Genomic DNA, 20,998 nt, shown 5'->3' with positions numbered 1-20,998 from the left:
GCTCGCTACTACAGGGTTTGCGGTGTGTCTTCAGATGCGTTTTGGCAGTTCGATCAGCACTTTCAACCCGCCCCACTCGCTTTCTTCCAAGCGCAATTCCCCGCCCCACGTGTCGACGATGTCCCGCACGATCCCCAGACCAAGACCATGCCCATCAGTCTGTTCATCCAGCCGTGTGCCACGACTGAACACCTGATCACGCCGGTCTTCGGGAATGCCCGGCCCGTCATCTTCGACGCTCAGCTCAAAGCCATCCGCTTTCTCGACCACACTCAGCCGAACCTCGGCGTCCGCCCATTTGCAGGCGTTGTCCAGCAGATTGCCCAGCAGTTCCAACAGGTCTTCGCGGTCCCACGGCAGTTGCAGCCCCGTCGGGGCGCGATAGCTCAGGTCCAGATGTTCGCCGTGAATCATGTTCAACGTCGCCAATAATCCCGGCAGTTCGGCGTCGCAGTCAAACAGCGCGCCCGGTAAGGCATCCCCGGACAAGCGAGCGCGGTTGAGTTCGCGATTGAGCCGCTGCTGCACCTGCTCTAACTGGTCCTTGAGGATCTTGCGCAGTTTCGGATGGGCGTCGAGTTGCTCGCTCGACGCCAGGCTCAACAGCACCGCCAACGGGGTTTTCAAGGCATGGCCGAGATTGCCCAGGGCATTGCGCGAACGCTTGAGGCTGTCTTCGGTGTGGGTCAGCAAATGATTGATCTGCGCCACCAGCGGTTCCAGTTCCACCGGCACCTGATCGTCGAGTTGCGAGCGCTGACCCTGCTGCAACTGGGCGATCTGTTCGCGGGCCTTTTCCAGTGGCCGCAGAGCACGGCGCACGGTGATGCGCTGCAACAGCAAAATCAGCAACAACCCCGCCAGCCCGAGTGCGAGCCCGACCTGCTGCATCCGCTGAAAGCTCTCGCGTACCGGCGTGTAATCCTGCGCCACGCTGATGGAGATCGACTGGCCGAGGCGGCGATAGTCCGAACGCAGCACCAGCAACTGCTGCCCTTCCGGGCCCAATTGCAGGTTGCTGTGCAGGCCGGGATGGTCGAGGCGTGGCAGCTCCTGGTCCCACAACGAACGGGAGCGCCAATGGCTGTCGGCAAAGTCGATACGGAAATAATGCCCGGAAAATGGCCGCTGATAGGCCGGTGACAGGCGTCGCTCATCCAGCTGCAAGCCTTGCGGACCGCGCACCAGCGCCACCAACAGGTTCTCGCTGTCATTGCGCAGCCCGGCTTCGAGGTAGCGTTGCAGGCCCATTTCGAACAACCACAAACTGGTTTGCGCCAGTATCAGGCCGACCACCACCATCACGCTGATCAGGCCCAGGCTCAAGCGACGCTGGATCGACCTCACCGCGCTTGCCCGCCGAACAGGTAACCCTGGCCGCGACGGGTTTCGATCACACTTTTGCCGAGCTTGCGTCGCAGGTGATTGACGTGGACCTCCAGCACGTTGGAGTCGCGCTCGGTTTCGCCGTCGTAGAGGTGTTCGGCGAGGTGGCTTTTGGAGAGGATCTGCTCGGGGTGCAGCATGAAATAACGCAGCAAACGGAATTCGGCGGCGGTCAGCTGAATCTCTGCGCCGTCGCGGGTCACGCATTGCCGGCCTTCATCCAGTTGCAGCCCGGCAGCCTTGAGCGTCGGTTGATTGACCTGGCCGTGGGAGCGGCGCAGCAATGCCTGAATGCGCAGGTGCAGTTCTTCCGGGTGAAAAGGCTTGGTCAGGTAATCGTCGGCGCCGGCCTTGAGCCCCTCGATGCGCTCGGCCCAGGAACCGCGGGCGGTGAGGATCAGCACCGGCGTGGCCAGTCCACCGGACCGCCACTGCTCCAGCACTTCCAGCCCCGGAACACCCGGCAGACCGAGGTCGAGGATGATCAGGTCATAGGGTTCGGTGCTGCCCTGATGCACCGCGTCGCGACCGTCGGCCAGCCAATCCACGGCGTAACCCTGGCGATTGAGGCCGGCCATCAGTTCGTCGGCCAGGGGCACGTGGTCTTCCACCAGGAGCAAACGCATCGGTCAATCTTCCTTGTCTTTCAGTAAACGGCCGGTGGCGGCATCGAGGTCGAGCTCACGGACCACGCCTTCGGTGGTCAGCAACTCGACTTCATAAATGTAGACGTCGTGCTTCTCTTCAAGCTCGGCTTCCAGCAGTTTGGCTCCGGGATAGCGGTCCAGCGCCTGCTGCAACAACTGCTCAAGCGGCAGGATCACACCTTGTTGGCGCAGGCGCAGGGCTTCGTCCTGGTCCAGGTCGCGGGCCATGACCACCGAGCAGAAAGCCAGCAGCGCCAGTGCCCATCGGCTGCTGGCGCGCCAGTGTGTAAATGAAAACAGCGTCATTACGAATCCTGATGATCCTTGAGTACCTGCCCACCGACCGCGTCTAATTCCAGATCCCACTCGACGCCCTGCGGGTCGCGCAGTTCAATCTGGTAGATGTACTTGCCGTACTCTTCTTCCAGCTCGGTTTCGGTGACGGTGGAGCCCGGGTGTTTGGCCAGTGCGGTGGCGTTAAGTTTCTCGAACGAGACAATGGTACCAGCGTCGCGCAGCCGCAAGGCTTCATCCGGCCCCAGATCGCGGGCATGGGCGATGCTGGCGGTGAGACCGATGATGGACGCGGTGAACAGGGCAGTCAGGGTTTTCATGGGTGTCTCCGTATTCTTTTATGTGTTGCCTACGGGGTGCACCTTAGCGATACGAACTTAATTGAAACTGAATTGCCATCATTGACCACAGAATAGAATCCCACTGTAGGAGCTGCCGAAGGCTGCGATCTTTTGATCTTCGGCAGCTTCATGGATGCCAAAAATCAAGATCAAAAGATCGCAGCCTTCGGCAGCTCCATTGATAGCTTCGGCCGCGATTATAATTCCCCGCTAGCCAGACACAGAGACCGGTATGACCGCCATCCACATCAAGTTCCCTTCCCTGACGCTCAAGGCCGGGCCGCGTGCCTTGGCGCGCATTCGTGAAAACGGCCTGAATGCTGCCGATGTCGGCACACTGCCGGGCGCTGCGGGTGGCCCGAAGGCACTGGGAATTCAGGGGCTGGACCTGGCGCTGTTCGGCGAATGGCTGCCGGCGGCGCCACGGGAGCGCTCGTTGATCGGTGCGTCGGTGGGCTCCTGGCGCTTCGCCAGTGCCTGCCTGCCGGACGCCGCCGAAGGCATCCGCCGTCTCGGCCACCTCTACACCGAGCAGAGTTTCGCCAAGGGCGTGACCATGGCGCAGATCAGCCAGAGTTCGCGGCGCATGCTCGATGACTTGCTCGACGGCCGCGATGCAACCCTCCTCGAAAACGCCCATTACCGCTTGAACATCATGGTGGTCAAAAGCCACGGCCTGCTCGCCGACGATCATCGCGGGCGGTTGGGCCTGGGCTTGTCTTCGGTGATCGCCGACAACCTGCGCGGTCGCGCCCGGCTGTCGCGACACTTCGAGCGACTGATCATCCACGACCCGCGCCTGGCGCCACCGGTCAACGCGCTGAACGACTTCCCGTCGCGCTTCGTCGTACTCGATGCCAACAATCTGCGCCAGGCCCTGCTCGCCTCGGGGTCGATCCCGATGGTGATGGAAGGCGTGCGCGACCTGCCGGGCGCCGGTGCCGGCACGTTCCGCGACGGCGGCCTGCTGGACTATCACCTCGACCTGCCCTACAGCGGCGATGACATCGTGCTCTATCCACATTTCACCGACCGGGTCATTCCCGGCTGGTTCGACAAGACCCTGCCATGGCGCCGCGCTTGTCCGCAACGCCTGCAAAATGTGCTGTTGCTGGCACCGTCGAAGGAATACCTGGCGCGCCTGCCTTACGGCAAACTGCCGGACCGAGACGACTTCAAGCGTTTCATGGGCGATTCCCCGGCCCGGCAGAAATACTGGCGCGCGGCGATGGATGAAAGCCGTCGGCTGGGCGATGAATTTCTCGAACTCGCCGCCAACGGTCGCCTCGGCGAACGCTTGCTGACCCTTTAGTCAGGACAAGCTGTTAAACTCGCCGCCTGCCCGAATCGCTGCGGCGAACGTCACCTGAACAGAGCTGAAAACACTGTGGAAATTTTCAAAGAGTTTACTTTCGAATCCGCCCACCGCCTGCCTCACGTCCCGGACGGCCACAAGTGCGGACGCCTGCACGGCCACTCGTTCAAAGTGGCAATTCACCTGAGCGGCGATCTTGATCCGCACACCGGCTGGATCCGCGATTTCTCGGAAATCAAGGCGATTTTCAAGCCGCTGTACGAGCGTCTGGACCACAACTACCTGAACGATATTCCTGGCCTGGAAAACCCGACCAGTGAAGTGCTGGCCAAATTCATCTGGGCGGAACTCAAGCCGCTGCTGCCGGAGCTCAGCGCGATTCGCATCCACGAGACGTGCACCAGCGGTTGCATCTATCGCGGCGAGTAAGCCAACAGAGCTGCGTTTCGTCAGTGATACAAAAAACAGCCTTCAAAGGCTGTTTTTTTTTGCCTATGCTTTTTGGCTCGCCCCAGCCAAGAGGACACGCGCATGACTGATTGGCCATTACCTCAAACCTATCGCTTCAACGGGCACTCCGTTCGCTATGCCGTACGCGGTGATGGCCCGCCGTTGGTGTTCGTGCACGGCACGCCCTTCTCTTCTTATGTATGGCACCGGATTGCGCCGCATTTCATCACCACGCACCGCATTCACTACTTCGACCTGCTCGGCTATGGGCTATCCGAAAAAGTCGAGGGTGACGTTTCATTGGGCGTGCAGAACGAGTTATTGGCACAACTGCTGGAACACTGGGGCCTGGATAATCCCGACGTGGTGGCCCATGACTTTGGCGGTGCGACCGTCCTGCGCGCGCATCTTTTGAACGGCAAGGATTACCGCAGCCTGACACTGATCGACCCGGTGGCGCTGACGCCCTGGGGCTCGCCGTTCGTGCAACACGTGCGTCAGCATGAAGCGGCGTTCAGTGGGTTGCCCGACTACATTCAGCGAGCCATCGTGCCGGCTTACATTCGCGGGGCGATCAAGCGCGAAATTCCCGACGATGAACTCGCGCCCTATGTGCAACCGTGGCTGGGTGATCCGGGGCAAGCGGCGTTTTATCGGCAGATCGCCCAGATGGACGAGCGCTACACCCGCGAGGCCGAGGGCCTGTACCCGACGATTCGTTGCCCGGTGCAAATTCTCTGGGGCGAAGACGATCAGTGGATTCCCATCGAACGCGGGCGCGCCTTGCAGCAAATGATTCCTGGCGCACAGTTCCATCCGGTCCCGAACGCCGGACATCTGGTGCAGGAAGATGCGCCTGAAGCCATTGTTGCTGCGCTTCTGAGATTCTTGCCGCTCTAACATCAAAGGATCGCAGCCTGCGGCAGCTCCTACACCGGTCCCTGTAGGAGCTGCCGCAGGCTGCGATCTTTTTTCTGTAGCGCTGCCCAATGCCGCTGGCAGAAATTGCCCCCATCGCGCTAACTTACAGTCACTGTCTATCTAAAAGGACTCTCCTGATGCACATCATCAACGCCCGGCTGCGCAACCAGGAAGGCCTGCATGAGTTGCACCTGGAAAACGGCCTGATCAGCAACATCGCGCGCCAGACCGAGGCGCCGACCCTGGGGCCGGACGATCTGGATGCCGGCGGCAATCTGGTGGTGCCGCCCTTTGTCGAGCCGCACATTCACCTCGACGCGACCCTGACCGCCGGCGAACCGCGCTGGAACATGAGCGGCACGCTGTTCGAGGGCATCGAATGCTGGGGTGAACGCAAGGCGACCATCACCCTGGAAGACACCAAGACCCGGGCCAAAAAGACCATTGAAAGCCTCGCCACCCACGGCATCCAGCATGTGCGCACCCACGTCGACGTTACCGACCCGCAACTGACCGCACTGAAGGCCATGCTCGAAGTGCGCGAGGAAAGCCGTCACCTGATCGACCTGCAAATCGTCGCGTTCCCCCAGGAAGGCATCGAGTCCTACCGCAACGGCCGGGACTTGATGGAGGAAGCGATTCACATGGGCGCCGACGTGGTCGGTGGCATTCCGCATTTCGAATACACCCGCGATCAAGGCGTCAGCTCGGTGAAGTTCCTGATGGACCTGGCCGAGCGCACCGGTTGCCTGGTGGACGTGCATTGCGATGAAACCGACGACCCGCACTCGCGCTTTCTCGAAGTGCTGGCCGAAGAAGCCCGCAGCCGCGACATGGGCTCGCGGGTCACCGCCAGCCACACCACAGCGATGGGTTCTTACGACAACGCCTACTGCGCCAAACTGTTTCGCCTGCTCGGGCATTCGGGCATCAGTTTTGTTTCGTGCCCCACCGAAAGCATTCACCTGCAAGGACGCTTCGACAATTTCCCGAAACGCCGTGGCGTAACCCGGGTCAACGAATTGCTCGAAGCGGGCATGAACGTGTGTTTCGGCCAGGATTCAATCGTCGACCCGTGGTATCCGCTGGGCAACGGCAACATTTTGCGGGTACTCGAAGCGGGGCTGCACATCTGTCACATGCTCGGTTACCGCAATCTGCAAAGCGCGCTGGACCTGGTCACCGACAACAGCGCCAAGGCCTTGGCCTTGGGTGATCGCTACGGGCTGGAACCGGGGCGGCCGGCGAACTTGCTGATTCTTTCTGCCGAGAATGATTACGAGGTGATCCGCAGCCAGGGGTTGCCGCTGTATTCGGTGCGCGGTGGCAAGGTGTTGATGAAGCGGACGCAGCCGGTGGTGGAGTTTAGTGGTCTGAGTTGAGACTTGCGTTGGCTGGACTGACGCCATCGCGGGCAAGCCCGCTCCCACAGTGATCTTCAGTGGACACAATATTTGTGTACGACTACGGTCCTGTGGGAGCGGGCTTGCCCGCGATAGCGATCTAATCGTCAACCGCTCAATCGAGCCGTCCCAAACAAGCTGACCCGACTCAATTCCCCCTGCTCTTCCTCCAGCAAAATCGGCGCCGTGCCACCGGGCATGGTCACTTTCACCTCGCCGGCACTGACCCAACCCACGCGCCACGCCGCACACGCCACCGCACTGGCACTGGTGCCCGACGACGCCGTTGGCCCCTCGCCTCGTTCGAATACTCGTGCGACCACATGCTGCCCGGACTCATGCATCGCCCATTGCAGGTTGATCCCCGCCGGACACGGCCGCCCTGCCCCGGTCGGCATGGCATAGGCGATACGCGTCAGCCCATCACCCAACGCCGGCTCGCGCATCTGCTCGTTACTCGGCAAGTGCTCGGCGCTGTCCACCAGCGTCACGCAATGTGGATTGCCGACCCGCGCGAATTGGCTGCGCGACCAAGCGCCATTGAGTGCTGACAAGGATTGCACGTGGCTGAGTTCGCGGCCGTTCAACAGCGCCGTTTCGACGCCAACGGCACTGACCGCCGACGGCCCGAACCCTGGCCGGCCGAGGTCAAGCCAGAAACCTTGCACGCCCTCGACTTGCGCGGCTTTCACCGATGTCTGCCCCGGTGAAGGGGTGTCGGATTTGTCGTGGTGAACCCTGAGTAAACAGGCTTCGTCGCTGGGCAAAAACCCCTGGTCGCTGAGCGCCTGTGAGAATATCGTCAGCCCGTTGCCACTGCGCTCGGCCAGGGTGCCGTCAGTATTGACGATCAACAAATCGAAGGGCGGCGAGGACTGGAACGGGCCGACCAGAAGACCGTCGCTGCAATGGTCCTTGCTTCCCGCTGGTTGCGTGCCGGGAGCCCATGAACAACACGCCTCGATGGCCGCCAACGCCCACTCTTCGCGGGTTTGCGCGGCGTAGCCGGCCTGATCGGGTACAGCGATACCCTGTAGGCGCAATGCCTCGGGCGCCACGACCCTATAAATGTTGCCTCGTGCATCGTAGAGCCGCGTCATGTACCGGTCCTGAGATTAGCCAGAAAAGAGCCTGTACTTTAGGGCCTCACGGAAGACGACAGCAAATATTGCCGCGTCGAAAATTCCAGTTACCAAGCGCCCGGTTTTTATCGCGAACTGTTGCCGTGCCCTGTCATTAATGACAGCAGACATCCTCGCCTCGCCAGCTCAGAGTTGAATCCTGGCCACTACTGCCCGGTGACACCATGAAACGGACTTCCCTGCCCACTCTCCTGATAACACTGACCTTGAGCGAGGCGGCAATCGCCGATGAGCCGGTACGCAATGGCGGTGGCGAGGAAATCCTGTTGCAAGGGTTCCACTGGAACGCCAGCCGCAACCCGACGGAAAAATGGTACGCGGTGCTGACGCGCATGGCCGGTCAGATTGGCAGCGATGGCTTCACCGCCCTGTGGATGCCTCCCCCCTGGAACGACGTTTCCCAATGGAAAACTGTTTCGGCAGAAGGCGGCGGCGAAGGCTACTTCTGGCACAGCTTCGACAAGAACAGCCACTACGGCAGCGATGCACAACTGCAGCACGCCGCCAGTGCGCTGAGTCAGGCCAGCGTGAAAGTGGTGTACGACATCGTGCCCAATCACATGAACGATAAAGACGTCTATTCGCAGTTTCCCAGGGGACAAAACGAGTGGCGTCACGACTGCGCGCAATGCGACGAAGGCGATGCCTTCATGGACGGCGCGGCGGATCTGAATACCGCCAACACAGCAGTATTCGCCACCTTCGAAAAGGAACTCATCAACCTGCGTGACCACTACGGCGCCAAAGGCCTGCGCTTCGACTTCGTCCGCGGCTACGCAGCGGAAACGGTTGATCGCTGGATGCAGGCTTTTGGCAACCAGCAGTTTTGCATCGGTGAAATGTGGAAAGGCCCCAATGAGTACCCTGAAGGTGACTGGCGCCATAAAGCCAGTTGGCAGGATGCACTCAAGGACTGGTCGGACCGCTCGCACTGTACGGTCTTCGACTTTGCCCTCAAGGAACGCATGCAAAACGGCTCGCTCGCCGAATGGCGGCACGGGCTCAACGGTAACCCGAATCCGGCCTGGCGCGCAGTCGCCGTAACCTTTGTGGATAACCATGACACCGGCTACTCACCGGGACCGTATCAAGGACAACATCACTGGCCGTTGCCGGAAGAGCGGCGTAATCAAGCCTACGCCTATATCCTCAGCAGCCCCGGCACACCCGCGGTGTACTGGCCGGACATGTACGACTGGCAACGGGGCGATTTGATTCGCCAGTTGATCAGGCTACGCAAGGAGGCTGGCATCAAGGCAGACTCCGGGATCCGCTTTCATCCGCAGTATTCCGGGATGGTCGCCACCACCACAGGCACTCTGAAAAGCCTGGTGATCGCACTGGATTCGGATTTGACCAAACTGCCGCAAAGCCTGGGTCAACCGGCGCTGGCAGCGGACGGCGATAAAATCCGCGTTTGGAGTACGCCTGCCGAACAATCGCTCATCGGTGTTCACTTCAATTGCGACTACGCCGACACCCGCTTCGGTCAAACCGTTTACGCGGTGGGCTCATCAATTGAACTCGGCGCGTGGGACCCGCGCCATGCCATCGCCTTGACGCACAATCCACAAGAGAACCGCTGGACCAGGGTCATCGACCTTCCAGCGAAACAAGTCATCGAATGGAAATGTATCCTGCGCAACAAAGAGTTGCCTGACACCGTGCGCTGGCAACCGGGGCCGAACGTCAGTTTCACCAGCGGCGAAGCCAGCGTCACCCGGGGAACCTTTTAGTCCGTTGGATCTGCGGTTGTGAGCAGTCTTCAAGCTCGCGACAGGTGAACTGATGTGCAAGGATGGCGGTCTGCACACAGTCAGTCACCTGCGTTACCAAGGACTTTTCATGACCGCCATCCACACGCCACCGCTCTTCGTACCCGGGCGCCTGGAACAGATGTCCACGCGCCTCGCCTTTTTCATCGCCGGCTTCGGCATCGCCGCATGGGCGCCGCTGGTGCCGTATGCCAAGGCGCGGGCCGGGCTGGACGAAGGCACGTTGGGTTTGTTGCTGCTGTGCCTCGGCGTGGGCTCGATACTGGCGATGCCGTTGGCCGGTATCCTTGCCACACGCTTCGGTTGCCGCAAGGTGGCGACCGGCGGGACCTTGCTGATTTGTGCAGCGCTGCCGTTGCTGGCGACGGTGTCGTCGATTCCGGCCTTGATCGGCGCCTTGTTCATGTTCGGCGCTGGCCTGGGCACGGTGGATTCGACGGTGAACCTGCAAGCGGTAATCGTCGAGCGCGCCAGCGGCAAAAACATGATGTCGGGATTCCACGGGTTGTTCAGCCTGGGCGGGATCGTCGGCGCAGCGGGCGTCAGTGCCCTGCTCGGCCTTGGGCTTTCGCCGCTGGGCGCGATGCTGGTGGTGATTGCCTTGTTGCTGGTCACACTGCTGAAAGCTGTGCCGCACATGTTGCCGTATGGCAGCGAGAGTTCCGGGCCGGCGTTCGCCGTTCCCCATGGCATCGTGCTGTTTATCGGCGGGATGTGCTTCATCGTGTTCCTCGCGGAAGGTGCGGCGCTGGACTGGAGCGCGGTGTTTTTGGCGCAGGAACGTGGGATCGACACGGCTTATGCCGGATTGGGTTATGCAGCGTTTGCGCTGACCATGACGGTGGGTCGCTTGACCGGTGATTCAATCGTGCGGCGGCTGGGCGCGACGCGGGTGATTGTGTTCGGTGGGCTGACGGCGGCGGCGGGATTGGCTCTGGCCACATTCGCCCCGAGCTGGGAAGCGGCGCTGGCGGGTTATGCGTTGTTGGGTGCCGGTTGTTCGAACATTGTGCCGGTGCTGTACACCGCGGTGGGCAAGCAGACGGTCATGCCGGAAAGCATCGCCGTGCCGGCCATTACCACGTTGGGTTATGCGGGGATACTCGCGGGGCCCGCGGTGATCGGATTCGTCGCCCACGCCGCCAGTTTGAGTTTTGCCTTTGGCCTGATGGCGCTATTGCTGGTTGCAGTGGCGATTGGCGGGAAGGTGTTGAAGGTCTAAAGCAAAAGATCGCAGCCTGCGGCAGCTCCTACAGAATGGACGACATCTGAAAGTAGGAGCTGCCGAAGGCTGCGATCTTTTGATCTTATGCTTTTAGAACCCCACGCTGGCCTGCACAAAGAACGTGCGCGGTGCACCGACGTACATGCCCGAGTTGTTGTCGCTGGAGCGGGTGAAGTACTGCTTGTCGAAGATGTTTTTCACCCCGGCGCCGACTTTCAGGTTCGACACCTGCGGACCGAAGTCATAGCCGCTGCGCACGTTCCAGGTGACATAACCCGGAATGTCGCCGTATTGGCCATCGGCGGTGCCTTCGGTGATGTAGTTGTTGGTGAAGCTGCCGTCGGCGTTTACCGCGACGCCTGGCGAGCGTTGCTTGGACTGGGCAAACGCGTCGATGTTGTAAGTCCAGCGGTTGATGTCGTAACGCAGGCCGGCCGTTGCCACCTGACGCGAGTAGAACGGCAGGTCACGGCCCTTGAAGTCCGGAATTTCCCCTTCATACACGGCGCGCGTGTAAGTGAAACCGGCGTTGGCGGTCAGGCCATCCAGGCGAGGGTCGAGTGCGGCCATGTTGTAGTGCACCGACGCTTCAATCCCGCGGTGCGTGGTCGCGCCGAGGTTGGTCCAGCCCGCGTCGTTGCTGATGTACTGCAACTCTTTGTCGAAGTCGATGTAGAACAGCGTCACTTCACCGCCCCACACATCATCGTTGTAGCGCGTGCCGACCTCGTAGGTCTTGGCTTTTTCCGGCTCCAGGCCGTTGGCCGGTTCGTCACCGGAGCCACCCTGGCCGAGCTGGAAGTATTGCAGGCTGCCGAACGACGTTTCGTAGTTGGCGAACAGTTTCCAGGCATCGGAGATGTGGTACATCACGCTCAGGGCCGGCAGCGGCTCGTTGCTTTCGATGCTGCGGTTCTTCTCCGGCACAGGCTTGCCCGCGGTGTCGAGCACCGGGCGGTCGTGCCAGTCGGTGCTGATGTGTTCAAAACGGATGCCCGGTGTCACGGTCCAGTTGCCGACATCGATTTTGTTGTCGACATACACCGAGTTCGCTTCAGTGCCACCGGTGCGGTCCTGATAGATGTGTCCATCGGAACCCGGACGTACCACCGGTTCGTTGCTGCTGTTCAGCGCCAGGCGGCTGGCCGATTCGTGCATGCCTTCCTTCAGGTAGCGATAACCGACGCTGACTTCCTGGGTGGTCGGGCCGACGTCGAACACATGGGACACCCGTGGCTCGATGCCGAAGGTGTAGTAGGTGCGCGGGAACGAGCCGATAGTCTTCTGGTCGCGGGCGGCGATGTTGCTGCCACGGAAGCTGTCGGAATAGTAAGTCAGCACTTCGGCCTGGGTGCGGTCGTCGATCTGCCGTGCCCACTTGAACGACACATCCTTGCGGCGGCCGCTGAAGTTGTCGTTGTTGCGGTCGGACTGGAACGGGTCGGCGTCGTACTGCTTCTGCGTCAGGCCACCGGGCATGTCGGCGCTGGCGTCGTAGTAGTGGAAGTTGAGGCTGAAATCGTCGTAGTCGGTCGGAGCCCAGTGGGTCTTGAGGATTACGTCGTCGATGTCGTTGCCGTTGTTGCGCTCGCGGTAACCGTTGCCGTTCACGCCGGAGTACAGCAGCGCCACACCGATGCCGTTGTCCGCGGTGCCGCCGACAAACGCGGTGTCGATGTGCTTCCAGCCGCCGTGCTGGGAGGTTTCCAGGGTGCTACCGATTTCAGCGGAAGCTTTTTCGGGGATCGCACGGGTCACGAAGTTGATCACGCCGCCCACGTTCTGTGGTCCGTAGCGAACCGAACCGGCGCCGCGTACCACGTCGATGCTGTCGAGGTTGCCGGAGGAAATCGGCGCCATCGACAACTGAGGCTGGCCGTAAGGGGCGAAGGCCGCCGGCACGCCGTCGATCAACACGGTGGAGCGTGGCGACAGACGGGAAGTCAGACCGCGCACGCCGACGTTGAGGGAAATGTCGCTACCGCCGGTGCCGTTGGCGTCCTGCACTTGCACACCGGGTACACGCTTGAGCACGTCGCCAACGTTCATCGCGCCCTGCTCGACCATGGCTTCACGGCGAATCACGGTACGCGCGCCGGGGTGGTTCTGCACCACGGCAGCGTCGGCATCGCCGAGCCAGTCGCCGACCACCTTGATATCGGTCGCGCTCAGTTCCAACGGGCCGTTCGACGCCGAAGTCGGCGCCGGCATCAAGGTCACCGAACCTTCATCGATCTGGTACTGCAGGCCGCTGCCTTGCAGCAACTGACGCAACGCTTCTTCCGGCGAAATATTGCCGTCCACCGCCGGGGCCTGCTTGCCGGCAACCAGTTCCGGGCTGAAAAAAACCTGCAACGAAGTCTGCTGGCCCAGCTGAGTCAAGGCCTGGCCCAAGGGTTGCGCCTGGATGTGGATGGCGTCGGCGGCGAATGCCTGAGGCATCGCCACGTTGACCGCCAGCGCGAGCGCCAGCGGCAACCAAGGGAAGGTTTTGTTTTTAGCGGTGGATTTATTCACGTCGAACGTATTCCTGTGGATCGCAAGAGTGTGCGCTTGTTAATGCAAACCAGTTGCAGTTGAACAGGAAGACGATGAACTCGAAAAAAACCTGAATTTATTTTGAAATTATTTCCTGACTGCCGTCATCGAGGGTGCGCACGGCCACCGGAAGGATGCTCGGCAAGGCCTTGAGCAACGCATCGGTGTTGTCGGACTTGAACACGCTGGTCAGGTGCAGATTGCCCACCGCCGCGTTGCCGACCTTGAGTGGCTTGTCCCGATAACGCGAAACCTGCTCGGCGACATCGCTCAGGCTGGCGTTGTTGAACACCAGTTTGCCGCTGCGCCAGGCCGTCAGTTCAGCCGGATTAACCGCGTAGGCGGGCACGACCTTGCCCCCGGCATCGACATGAGTGCCCATGCCGGCGGTGAGGCTGACAAAATCGTTATCGGCCGCCGAGCGACCTTGAACCTTGACCGTGCCCTGCTCCACCACGACCCGGGTGTCGGTGCTGCCGTGGCGCACATCGAACCGGGTGCCGGTGACCGTGACCTTGCCGCTGCCGGACTCGACCACGAACGGTCGGCTGGTGTCGTGCTGGACGCTGAACATCGCCTCACCTTCGGTCAGCTCGACGCCGCGCCGATTCTTTTCAAAGCGCACCTGAATCCGGCTGCGGCTGTCGAGGTCGACCACCGAACCATCCGGCAATGCCACGTGGCGACGCTCGCCGAGGGCTGTGGAAAACTCCGCCGTGTAAGGCGACGGTTGATTCAGGCCGCTGAACAGGCCCAAGCCGAGCGCCACCGCCACCACACTGGCAGCCACTGCATAACGCAGGATCGGGCGACGTTTGCTGCGGGCCGGCGCTTCTTCACACAGCGCCCGCAGACGCGCCGACGGCACCAGGTCGGCGGCTTTCCACAGGCCCTGGAGCAATTCGAATTCGTTTCGGTGTTGAGGGTGTTCGTCCAGCCAGGTTTCGAACTGGCGATGCGCGTCGACATCGACGGCGGGTTCCTGCAAACGCACAAACCACCGCGCCGCTTCATCGCGAACTGTTGTTTGCCCGCACGCACAATCACGAGTATCCATCATGGAAGTTCCTGTTTGGCTGGGGATGAAAAATGACACCGCATCCTGGTGTAGGAGCTGCCGCAGGCTGCGATCTTTTGATCTTCAGCAATTTCAAGACGATCAAAAGATCGTCCGAACGCGGCCCGAGCACTGCGGCAGCTCCTACAAAAAAAACCGCACATCATGATTGCAGTCCTTCAAGGCGGTCGCGCAGATGCCGCAGCGTGCGGATCATATACTTTTCCACCATGTTCTTGGACAGTCCAAGGCGTTCGGCGATTTCCGCCTGGGTCAAACCCTCGATTTTCTGCCAGACAAAGACCTTGCGGCAGTTGATTGGCAGCTCGGTGAGCGCCCGTTCGATGGAATCAGCCAACTGGATTGCGTGCATGTAATGCTCCGGGTCGCCGTTGGGCGACTCACTGACATCAATCGCCTCTGACTCCATGGCGCCCCGCCGATCCTCGCGCCGATAACCATCCACCGCGATATTGCGTGCGGTCTGGTGCAGATATGCCCGAGGTTGCTGCACCGCCGCCGAATCGGACTCAAGCACCCGCACAAAGGTATCGTGGGCCAGATCCTCAGCCTGAGAGCGATTTCTCAGGCGACGGGTCCAGGTGCCAACCAACTCTTCGTAATGCTCGAAAAAGCCGTGTCTGCGGGGCAGCTTGGGGGTCATTTCGGTGTGCTGTGGAGACAGGGGCGTGAATAGTAATGCTTCCTATTAACCCAAGGCAATGATTTGCGGCTGAGCCGCCGGACGGTAGAGCCCCACTATCGCTCGGCAGCGTTTGCACGGCGCGTGCCCGGCAGTTCAACACGCGCTACCAGTCCCCCGCCGCTAAGATTACGCAACGACAATTCCCCACCCTGTTCGCGCACAATCGCTCGCGCAGCGGACAGCCCCAGGCCCACGCCACCGGTATCGCGATTGCGTGAGGTTTCAAGCCGGTAGAAAGGATCGAACACCTGATCGAGAGCGGACTCGGGAATACCGGGGCCCTCGTCACTGACTTCGATGCAGACCAAATGCTCGTCACACATCAGCTCGATGCCCGGTTTTTGCGCATATTTCACGGCGTTTTCCAGCAGATTGACGATCACACGCTTTATCCCCAGCGGACGTCCGTCGTACACCAGGTGCGCAGGACCGGTGAAGTCGACAGCGATGCCTTGGTCGCGGAAATCATCGACGATCGTTTGCAGCAATTCCGAGAGGTCAAATGCCGTGGTTTGCTCCCTGTGGGTTTCCTCACGGAAAAAACCCAGCGCCGCGTTGATCATCGTTTGCATCTCTTCGATGTCGCGAACCATTTTGCGTTGTTGTTCCAGATCGTCCATGAACTCACTGCGCAGGCGCATCCGCGTCAATGGGGCGCGCAAGTCGTGGGAGATGGCCGCGAGCATTTGCGTGCGTTCGCTGAGAAAGTGCCGAATCTGCGCCTGCATCGCGTTGAAGGCGATGATCGCCTGGCGTATTTCATGCGGGCCTTCGACTTTGATCGGCGGTGCACGCAAGTCACCGCCAAAGCGCCGCGCCGCGCTGGCAAAGCGTTGCAGCGGGTTGGCCAGTTGCCGAGTGGCAATCCAGGCGACCAGCAGGGTCGCGATCAGCCCCAACGCGATGATGATCGCGATCCGCACATTTGAATCGAGCCCCCAGCTTCGTTCCGGGGGTGTGAACGACAGCCAGCTGCCATCGCGCAACTGAACCAGAGCGACGTAGTGCGCGTAAGGGCTATCGTCCGGCCAGTCGCTGGGATTGAAGGTTTCAATGTCGCGGGGGGTGTCACCCAGCAATTGCTGCAACGGAGAACTGTCGGGTGTCACCCGCGTCCCGCCCGGGGGCAGATGGAAGTCGGCTCGCTGTTTGTTCCAGATCACCTCAAGCATCGGATTGCTCGCCGCAACGGCCAACTGCGGACGCAATTCGACAGGCGCCGCTTCGATCACCCGGGCATTCGCGGCGATCTGCTCCAGCAGGCCGGTGCGGTCAATGGGCGGGCGACCCCAAGTGCCCGCCACCTGAACGAACAGGCCGTTGAGCGCCAGAGAAGCAAGCATCGCCGCGACGATGGTCAGCGCAATCCGGCTACGCAGGGTATCGAGTGGCGCAAAGCGACGGATCACGAACGGGTCACCTTGGCGGAGAACATGTACCCGCCGTTACGCACCGTGCGAATGAGGTCCGGGCGCTTGTTGTCCGGTTCGATCTTGCGCCGCAGGCGACTGACCTGCACGTCGATACTGCGGTCATAGGCGTCGTGGCCCTGACCACGCGCCAGGTCGATCAGTTGCTCGCGGGTGAGAATGCGTTGTGGATGTTCGAGAAACACCAGCAGCAAATCGAACTCGCCGGCGGACAACGGAATCATCACGCCCTGGGGCGAGCGCAATTCGCGACAGGTGATGTCCAGATGCCAATTGGCAAAAGTGATGACCGGTCGCACCGGTTCGTGTCCCTGGCTTTGCTCGCCGGCGCGACGCTGCACGGCGCGCAATCGGGCGAGCAGCTCGCGAGGGTCAAACGGTTTGGTCAGGTAATCGTCGGCGCCCAGTTCCAGACCGACGATGCGATCGCTCAACTCGCCCATGGCGGTCAACATGACGATTGGGATAGTCGTTTGAGCGCGTAATTTCTGGCACAGGCTCAGGCCGCCTTCGCCGGGCAGCATCAGGTCAAGGATGATGATGTCCGGCCGGTTTTTTTCTATCACCGCCCACATGGCAGCGCCGTGGGTGGCCAGCTCCACCTCATAGGCATGCTGAACAAAGAACTGCTTCAGCAAGGCCAGGATTTCCACATCGTCGTCGACGATCAGCAGTCTGCTCACGGTCAAGGGGTCCACGGGTCAAAAAGGAGCGTATCTAAAACCATTCTGCTGCCACGGTCATATATTTCAATCGAGCAACATTCCTGCCTGCCAGACATCAATGGGACATACCGCCGCAATCCCCCTGCGGCACCCTGCGCGAATTCCAATTCATGAGGTTTGCCATGCAGGGATCGAACAGCACCTACCCGACCGAAGCGGCCGACAGCGCTCACACCGTGATCCTCAACCAGCGCACCAGCGCGCCCGGGCACAACGAACCGATTCTATTCCAGCAGTCGTGCCTGGGACTGACCGATGATCGGACCCACGTCCTACTGCGCCGCTACTACGAGCGTTACAGCCCGACTACCAGCACCTGGGTGGAATACATCCACCGCGTCCCCATCGCCGAATTCACCCACTGGATCATGGCTAACGGCGATTTGCGAATCGAATGCTCGGACGAGCTGCCGGGCAGCAGCCCCTCTGTTCTTTAATCAATCCACCCAGGACATCTCTGATGAGAAAACACTTCTCGCTGCCGCTGTTGGCCGCCGCAACCATCGCCCTCTCGGCGTGCAGCAACAAAAGAGTCGCACCTGAGGCCTACTCCGGTTTTTTGCCGGACTACAGCGTGTTGACGGAGCACCAGTCGCCCTCGGGTCAAACCGTGCTGAGCTGGGTGAACCCGACGCTCAAGGTCGACCACTACACCCAGGTGTATTTCGAACCGAGCCAGTTCTACCCAAAGGTGCTGCCGACACAGCGCATACCGCAAACCACACTGTCCGACACGACCTGGTACTACGATGCCGCGCTCAAGCATGAGTTGGGCAAGGTCTTGACCGTGGTGACGACCCCAGGCCCCAAAACCCTGATCGTCCGGCCGGCAATTACCGGCGTGACGGCCAGCACCCAGAGCCTGCGCTATTATGAATGGTTGCCGATCACCCTGGTTGCAGCGGGTGTCAGCACGGCCACCGGAATTCGGGATCAGGACAGCGAAATCGCCACCGAAGTCGTCTTTCTCGATGGCGGGACCCAAACGGTTGTCGCCGAAGTGGTTCGCAAAGGCACGGGAATACCGCTGGAAAACGATAAGCAAGTCATCACCACGGCAAACGTCAAGAGCGTGCTCGATGGCTGGGCCAGTGATCTGCGCCATTCGTATGTGGCAATGCGCAAATAACGGTCGGGCGCCATGGAGCCGCAGAGGAACGTTGATTCAGGCACGCAACCCAAGCAATCTGGCAGCCATTCAAATGCAGCCATCGACTGGCTGTAGCAAAGTGCAAGAATGCCAGTCACCGGCTTTTCTTCAGGAATGCACCCATGTTCAGCGCCAAAGCGTCGCCAAAAAGATCACCGCTCGCCCGGCTCGCCCTGGCCATCTCCCTGAGCGCCCTCGGCCTGCCTTTCTGGGCGAGCACTGCCCAGGCTCACGGCGGGCATGCCGAGATGGTGCCGCTGCAAGCGGGCCTTGAGGAGTTTGGCGCGACGGTCAAGTGGGACGACTACGCCAACCTGTTCACCATCGCCAAGGATGGGGTCTACCTCAAGGTCAAGCCGAACAGCAAAGTGGCGATGCTCAACGGCAAACGCATGGAGTTGACGGTGCCGGTGGTGTTCAAGGACAAGACTGCCTACATGTCCAAAGACTTCATCAATCAGGTGTTCCAGTCCGGGCTGGACACGACTTTTGTCGTGGAAACCCGCCCCAACCCGCTCAACCCGTTGAGCGCCGACGAAATCACCGCCGCGGTGGACATCGTCAAAAAATCGGAAAACTACAAACCCGGCTTCCGCTTCACCGAAGTCTCGGTCAAGGAACCGCCGAAGGACCAGGTGTGGAACTTCGTCTACACCGGGCAAAACGTCACCCAGCCGCGCCAGGCGAACATCGTGGTGCTGGACGGCAAGCATGTGATCGAGGCGCTGGTCGATCTCGACAGCAAGCAACTCAAGTCCTGGAAACCGGTGCAAGGCGCCCACGGCATGGTGCTGCTGGATGACTTCGCGACCGTGCAAACCGCCGTCGAAACCAGCCCCGAATACGCACAAGCCCTGGCCAAGCGCGGTATCAACGATGTGAAAAAAGTCGTGGCCACACCGCTGACCGTCGGCTACTTCGACGGCAAGGACGGACTGGCGCAGGACAAACGCCTGCTGAAAATCGTCAGCTACCTGAATGTCGATGACGGCAACTATTGGGCGCACCCGATCGAAGGTCTGGTGGCGATTGTCGACCTGGAACAGAAAAAGCTGATCAAGATCGAAGACGAAGCGCTGATCCCGGTGCCGATGAAACCGACGCCGTATGACGGCCGCGGGCGCAAGGGTGTGACGGTCAAACCGCTGGAAATCACTGAGCCGGAAGGCAAGAACTACACCATCACCGGCAACAGCATTCACTGGCAGAACTGGGACTTCCACGTTCGCCTCGATTCGCGGGTTGGTCCGATCCTGTCCACTGTCACTTACGACGACAAGGGCAAGAAACGCAAAATCATGTACGAGGGCTCGCTGGGTGGGATGATTGTGCCTTACGGCGATCCGGACGTCGGCTGGTACTTCAAGGCTTACCTCGACTCCGGCGACTACGGCATGGGCACGCTGACTTCGCCGATCGCCCGTGGCAAAGACGCCCCCGAAAACGCCGTACTGCTGGACGCGACCATCGCCGACTACACCGGCGCGCCGACCGCAATTCCACGTGCGATGGCGGTGTTCGAGCGCTACGCCGGGCCGGAGTACAAACACCAGGAAATGGGCCAGCCCAACCTCAGCACCGAGCGCCGTGAACTGGTGGTGCGCTGGATCAGTACCGTCGGCAACTACGACTACATTTTCGACTGGGTCTTCCAGCAGAACGGCACCATCGGCATCGACGCCGGCGCCACCGGCATCGAAGCGGTCAAGGGTGTGAAGTCCAAAACCATGCACGAAGACACCGCCAAGGAAGACACGCGCTACGGCACCCTGCTCGATCACAACATCGTCGGCACCACGCACCAGCACATCTATAACTTCCGCCTCGACATGGACGTGGACGGCGAGCAGAACTCACTGGTGGAAGTGAACCCGGTGGTGCTGCCGAACGACCGTGGCGGCCCGCGCACCAGCACCATGCAGACCGAAACCAAAGTCGTCACAACCGAGCAACAGGCTGCGCAGAAATTCGACCCGTCGACCGTGCGCCTGCTGACCAACTTCAGCAAGGAAAACAAGGTCGGCAACCCGGTTTCCTATCAGCTGATTCCGTATGCCGGCGGCACGCACCCGGTGGCCAAGGGCGCCAACTTCGGCAAGGACGAATGGCTGTATCACCGCCTGAGCTTCATGGACAAGCAACTGTGGGTGACGCAGTACAACCCGGAAGAAAAGTACCCGGAAGGCAAGTACCCGAACCGCTCGGACAAGGACTCGGGGCTGGGGCAGTTCACTCAGGATAACCAGTCCATCGAGAACACCGACGACGTGGTGTGGCTGACCACCGGCACGACCCACATCGCCCGCGCCGAGGAATGGCCGATCATGCCGACCGAGTGGGTGCATGTGCTGTTGAAGCCGTGGAATTTCTTTGATGAAACGCCGACGTTGAATCTCAATTCACCGAAGTAACCTCAAAAAGATCGCAGCCTTCGGCAGCTCCTACAGGATCGGGTTTACACACCGTCAATGTAGGAGCTGCCGAAGGCTGCGA

The 20,998-nt window shown here is 60.7% G+C and carries 19 protein-coding genes; 9 read left to right on the top strand and 10 right to left on the bottom strand.

The window, feature by feature from the left end:
- Positions 1-30: 30 nt before the first annotated feature.
- From ACM110_RS20470 to ACM110_RS20455, 4 genes are all read right to left on the bottom strand, one after another.
- Positions 31-1,347: a sensor histidine kinase gene (locus tag ACM110_RS20470; protein ID WP_416129204.1), complete on the bottom strand. Its 1,317-nt coding sequence runs from the start codon at positions 1,345-1,347 to the stop codon at positions 31-33.
- The gene (locus ACM110_RS20465) at positions 1,344-2,012 is read right to left on the bottom strand and encodes a response regulator transcription factor (protein ID WP_416129203.1); all 669 of its coding nucleotides are present in this window, start codon (positions 2,010-2,012) and stop codon (positions 1,344-1,346) included. Before ACM110_RS20465 ends, ACM110_RS20470 begins: the two co-directional genes overlap by 4 nt.
- Before the next feature lie 3 nt (positions 2,013-2,015).
- Positions 2,016-2,261: a PepSY domain-containing protein gene (locus ACM110_RS20460; protein WP_416129231.1), complete on the bottom strand. Its 246-nt coding sequence runs from the start codon at positions 2,259-2,261 to the stop codon at positions 2,016-2,018.
- Positions 2,262-2,338: 77 nt separating this feature from the next.
- Positions 2,339-2,647 carry a PepSY domain-containing protein gene (locus ACM110_RS20455; protein ID WP_416129202.1) on the bottom strand — a complete coding sequence of 103 codons (309 nt, stop codon included), beginning with the start codon at positions 2,645-2,647 and terminating at the stop codon, positions 2,339-2,341.
- 253 nt (positions 2,648-2,900) lie between these two features.
- Here ACM110_RS20455 and ACM110_RS20450 point away from each other — a divergent pair, with 253 nt between their 5' ends.
- From ACM110_RS20450 to codA, 4 genes are all read left to right on the top strand, one after another.
- Positions 2,901-3,980 carry a patatin-like phospholipase family protein gene (locus tag ACM110_RS20450; RefSeq protein WP_416129201.1) on the top strand — a complete coding sequence of 360 codons (1,080 nt, stop codon included), beginning with the start codon at positions 2,901-2,903 and terminating at the stop codon, positions 3,978-3,980.
- 75 nt (positions 3,981-4,055) lie between these two features.
- Positions 4,056-4,412 carry a 6-carboxytetrahydropterin synthase QueD gene (gene queD, locus ACM110_RS20445; protein ID WP_008056290.1) on the top strand — a complete coding sequence of 119 codons (357 nt, stop codon included), beginning with the start codon at positions 4,056-4,058 and terminating at the stop codon, positions 4,410-4,412.
- Positions 4,413-4,514: 102 nt separating this feature from the next.
- Complete coding sequence (locus ACM110_RS20440; protein ID WP_416129200.1) at positions 4,515-5,333, top strand: alpha/beta fold hydrolase; 819 nt, start codon at positions 4,515-4,517, stop codon at positions 5,331-5,333.
- A 158-nt stretch (positions 5,334-5,491) separates the two neighbouring features.
- Complete coding sequence (codA, locus tag ACM110_RS20435; RefSeq protein WP_416129199.1) at positions 5,492-6,736, top strand: cytosine deaminase; 1,245 nt, start codon at positions 5,492-5,494, stop codon at positions 6,734-6,736.
- Positions 6,737-6,864: 128 nt separating this feature from the next.
- On the opposite strand, the gene ACM110_RS20430 is transcribed toward codA, so the two are convergent.
- Positions 6,865-7,857, bottom strand: a complete 993-nt coding sequence (locus ACM110_RS20430; protein ID WP_416129198.1) for a diaminopimelate epimerase — start codon at positions 7,855-7,857, stop codon at positions 6,865-6,867.
- A 206-nt stretch (positions 7,858-8,063) separates the two neighbouring features.
- On the opposite strand from ACM110_RS20430, the gene ACM110_RS20425 reads away from it, so the two are divergent.
- Together ACM110_RS20425 and ACM110_RS20420 are read left to right on the top strand one after the other, a co-directional pair.
- The gene (locus ACM110_RS20425; RefSeq protein ID WP_416129197.1) at positions 8,064-9,635 is read left to right on the top strand and encodes a glucan 1,4-alpha-maltotetraohydrolase domain-containing protein; all 1,572 of its coding nucleotides are present in this window, start codon (positions 8,064-8,066) and stop codon (positions 9,633-9,635) included.
- A gap of 109 nt (positions 9,636-9,744) precedes the next feature.
- Positions 9,745-10,896, top strand: a complete 1,152-nt coding sequence (locus tag ACM110_RS20420; protein WP_416129196.1) for an MFS transporter — start codon at positions 9,745-9,747, stop codon at positions 10,894-10,896.
- Positions 10,897-10,989: 93 nt separating this feature from the next.
- On the opposite strand, the gene ACM110_RS20415 is transcribed toward ACM110_RS20420, so the two are convergent.
- The 5 genes from ACM110_RS20415 to ACM110_RS20395 all read right to left on the bottom strand — a co-directional run bounded on the left by ACM110_RS20415 (position 10,990) and on the right by ACM110_RS20395 (position 17,313).
- Positions 10,990-13,416, bottom strand: a complete 2,427-nt coding sequence (locus tag ACM110_RS20415) for a TonB-dependent siderophore receptor (protein WP_416129195.1) — start codon at positions 13,414-13,416, stop codon at positions 10,990-10,992.
- A 97-nt stretch (positions 13,417-13,513) separates the two neighbouring features.
- Positions 13,514-14,497, bottom strand: coding sequence for a FecR family protein (locus ACM110_RS20410; RefSeq protein WP_416129194.1), 984 nt, complete (start codon positions 14,495-14,497; stop codon positions 13,514-13,516).
- Positions 14,498-14,657: 160 nt separating this feature from the next.
- Positions 14,658-15,158 carry a sigma-70 family RNA polymerase sigma factor gene (locus tag ACM110_RS20405; RefSeq protein WP_416129193.1) on the bottom strand — a complete coding sequence of 167 codons (501 nt, stop codon included), beginning with the start codon at positions 15,156-15,158 and terminating at the stop codon, positions 14,658-14,660.
- A gap of 95 nt (positions 15,159-15,253) precedes the next feature.
- On the bottom strand, positions 15,254-16,609 hold the full coding sequence (locus ACM110_RS20400) for an ATP-binding protein (protein ID WP_416129192.1): 1,356 nt from the start codon (positions 16,607-16,609) through the stop codon (positions 15,254-15,256).
- Positions 16,606-17,313 (bottom strand): response regulator, encoded by a 708-nt coding sequence (locus ACM110_RS20395; protein ID WP_416129191.1) that lies wholly within the window; start codon positions 17,311-17,313, stop codon positions 16,606-16,608. Before ACM110_RS20395 ends, ACM110_RS20400 begins: the two co-directional genes overlap by 4 nt.
- Positions 17,314-17,477: 164 nt before the next feature.
- Here ACM110_RS20395 and ACM110_RS20390 point away from each other — a divergent pair, with 164 nt between their 5' ends.
- The 3 genes from ACM110_RS20390 (at position 17,478) to tynA (ending at position 20,916) form a co-directional block, all read left to right on the top strand.
- Positions 17,478-17,792, top strand: coding sequence for a hypothetical protein (locus tag ACM110_RS20390; RefSeq protein ID WP_416129190.1), 315 nt, complete (start codon positions 17,478-17,480; stop codon positions 17,790-17,792).
- A gap of 23 nt (positions 17,793-17,815) precedes the next feature.
- A complete protein-coding gene (locus ACM110_RS20385; RefSeq protein ID WP_416129189.1) occupies positions 17,816-18,484 on the top strand; it encodes a DUF3313 domain-containing protein in 669 nt (222 codons plus the stop codon).
- Between the two features lie 143 nt (positions 18,485-18,627).
- The gene (tynA, locus tag ACM110_RS20380; RefSeq protein WP_416129188.1) at positions 18,628-20,916 is read left to right on the top strand and encodes a primary-amine oxidase; all 2,289 of its coding nucleotides are present in this window, start codon (positions 18,628-18,630) and stop codon (positions 20,914-20,916) included.
- The last annotated feature ends 82 nt before the right edge of the window (positions 20,917-20,998 follow it).

It is taken from the genome of Pseudomonas sp. NFX98 (genome assembly GCF_047784845.1).
GTDB lineage: Bacteria > Pseudomonadota > Gammaproteobacteria > Pseudomonadales > Pseudomonadaceae > Aquipseudomonas.
The sequence above is the reverse complement of the archived record's forward strand: the minus strand, read 5'-3'. Positions and strand labels throughout refer to the sequence as shown.

Coding starts and splice junctions, on each gene's coding strand:
- ACM110_RS20405 (WP_416129193.1), bottom strand. CDS start 15,158: ATGACCCCCAAGCTGCCCCGCAGACACGGCTTTTTCGAGCATTACGAA.
- ACM110_RS20450 (WP_416129201.1), top strand. CDS start 2,901: ATGACCGCCATCCACATCAAGTTCCCTTCCCTGACGCTCAAGGCCGGG.
- ACM110_RS20425 (WP_416129197.1), top strand. CDS start 8,064: ATGAAACGGACTTCCCTGCCCACTCTCCTGATAACACTGACCTTGAGC.
- ACM110_RS20465 (WP_416129203.1), bottom strand. CDS start 2,012: ATGCGTTTGCTCCTGGTGGAAGACCACGTGCCCCTGGCCGACGAACTG.
- ACM110_RS20440 (WP_416129200.1), top strand. CDS start 4,515: ATGACTGATTGGCCATTACCTCAAACCTATCGCTTCAACGGGCACTCC.
- tynA (WP_416129188.1), top strand. CDS start 18,628: ATGTTCAGCGCCAAAGCGTCGCCAAAAAGATCACCGCTCGCCCGGCTC.
- ACM110_RS20390 (WP_416129190.1), top strand. CDS start 17,478: ATGCAGGGATCGAACAGCACCTACCCGACCGAAGCGGCCGACAGCGCT.
- ACM110_RS20385 (WP_416129189.1), top strand. CDS start 17,816: ATGAGAAAACACTTCTCGCTGCCGCTGTTGGCCGCCGCAACCATCGCC.
- ACM110_RS20430 (WP_416129198.1), bottom strand. CDS start 7,857: ATGACGCGGCTCTACGATGCACGAGGCAACATTTATAGGGTCGTGGCG.
- ACM110_RS20420 (WP_416129196.1), top strand. CDS start 9,745: ATGACCGCCATCCACACGCCACCGCTCTTCGTACCCGGGCGCCTGGAA.
- ACM110_RS20410 (WP_416129194.1), bottom strand. CDS start 14,497: ATGATGGATACTCGTGATTGTGCGTGCGGGCAAACAACAGTTCGCGAT.
- ACM110_RS20460 (WP_416129231.1), bottom strand. CDS start 2,261: ATGGCCCGCGACCTGGACCAGGACGAAGCCCTGCGCCTGCGCCAACAA.
- codA (WP_416129199.1), top strand. CDS start 5,492: ATGCACATCATCAACGCCCGGCTGCGCAACCAGGAAGGCCTGCATGAG.
- ACM110_RS20455 (WP_416129202.1), bottom strand. CDS start 2,647: ATGAAAACCCTGACTGCCCTGTTCACCGCGTCCATCATCGGTCTCACC.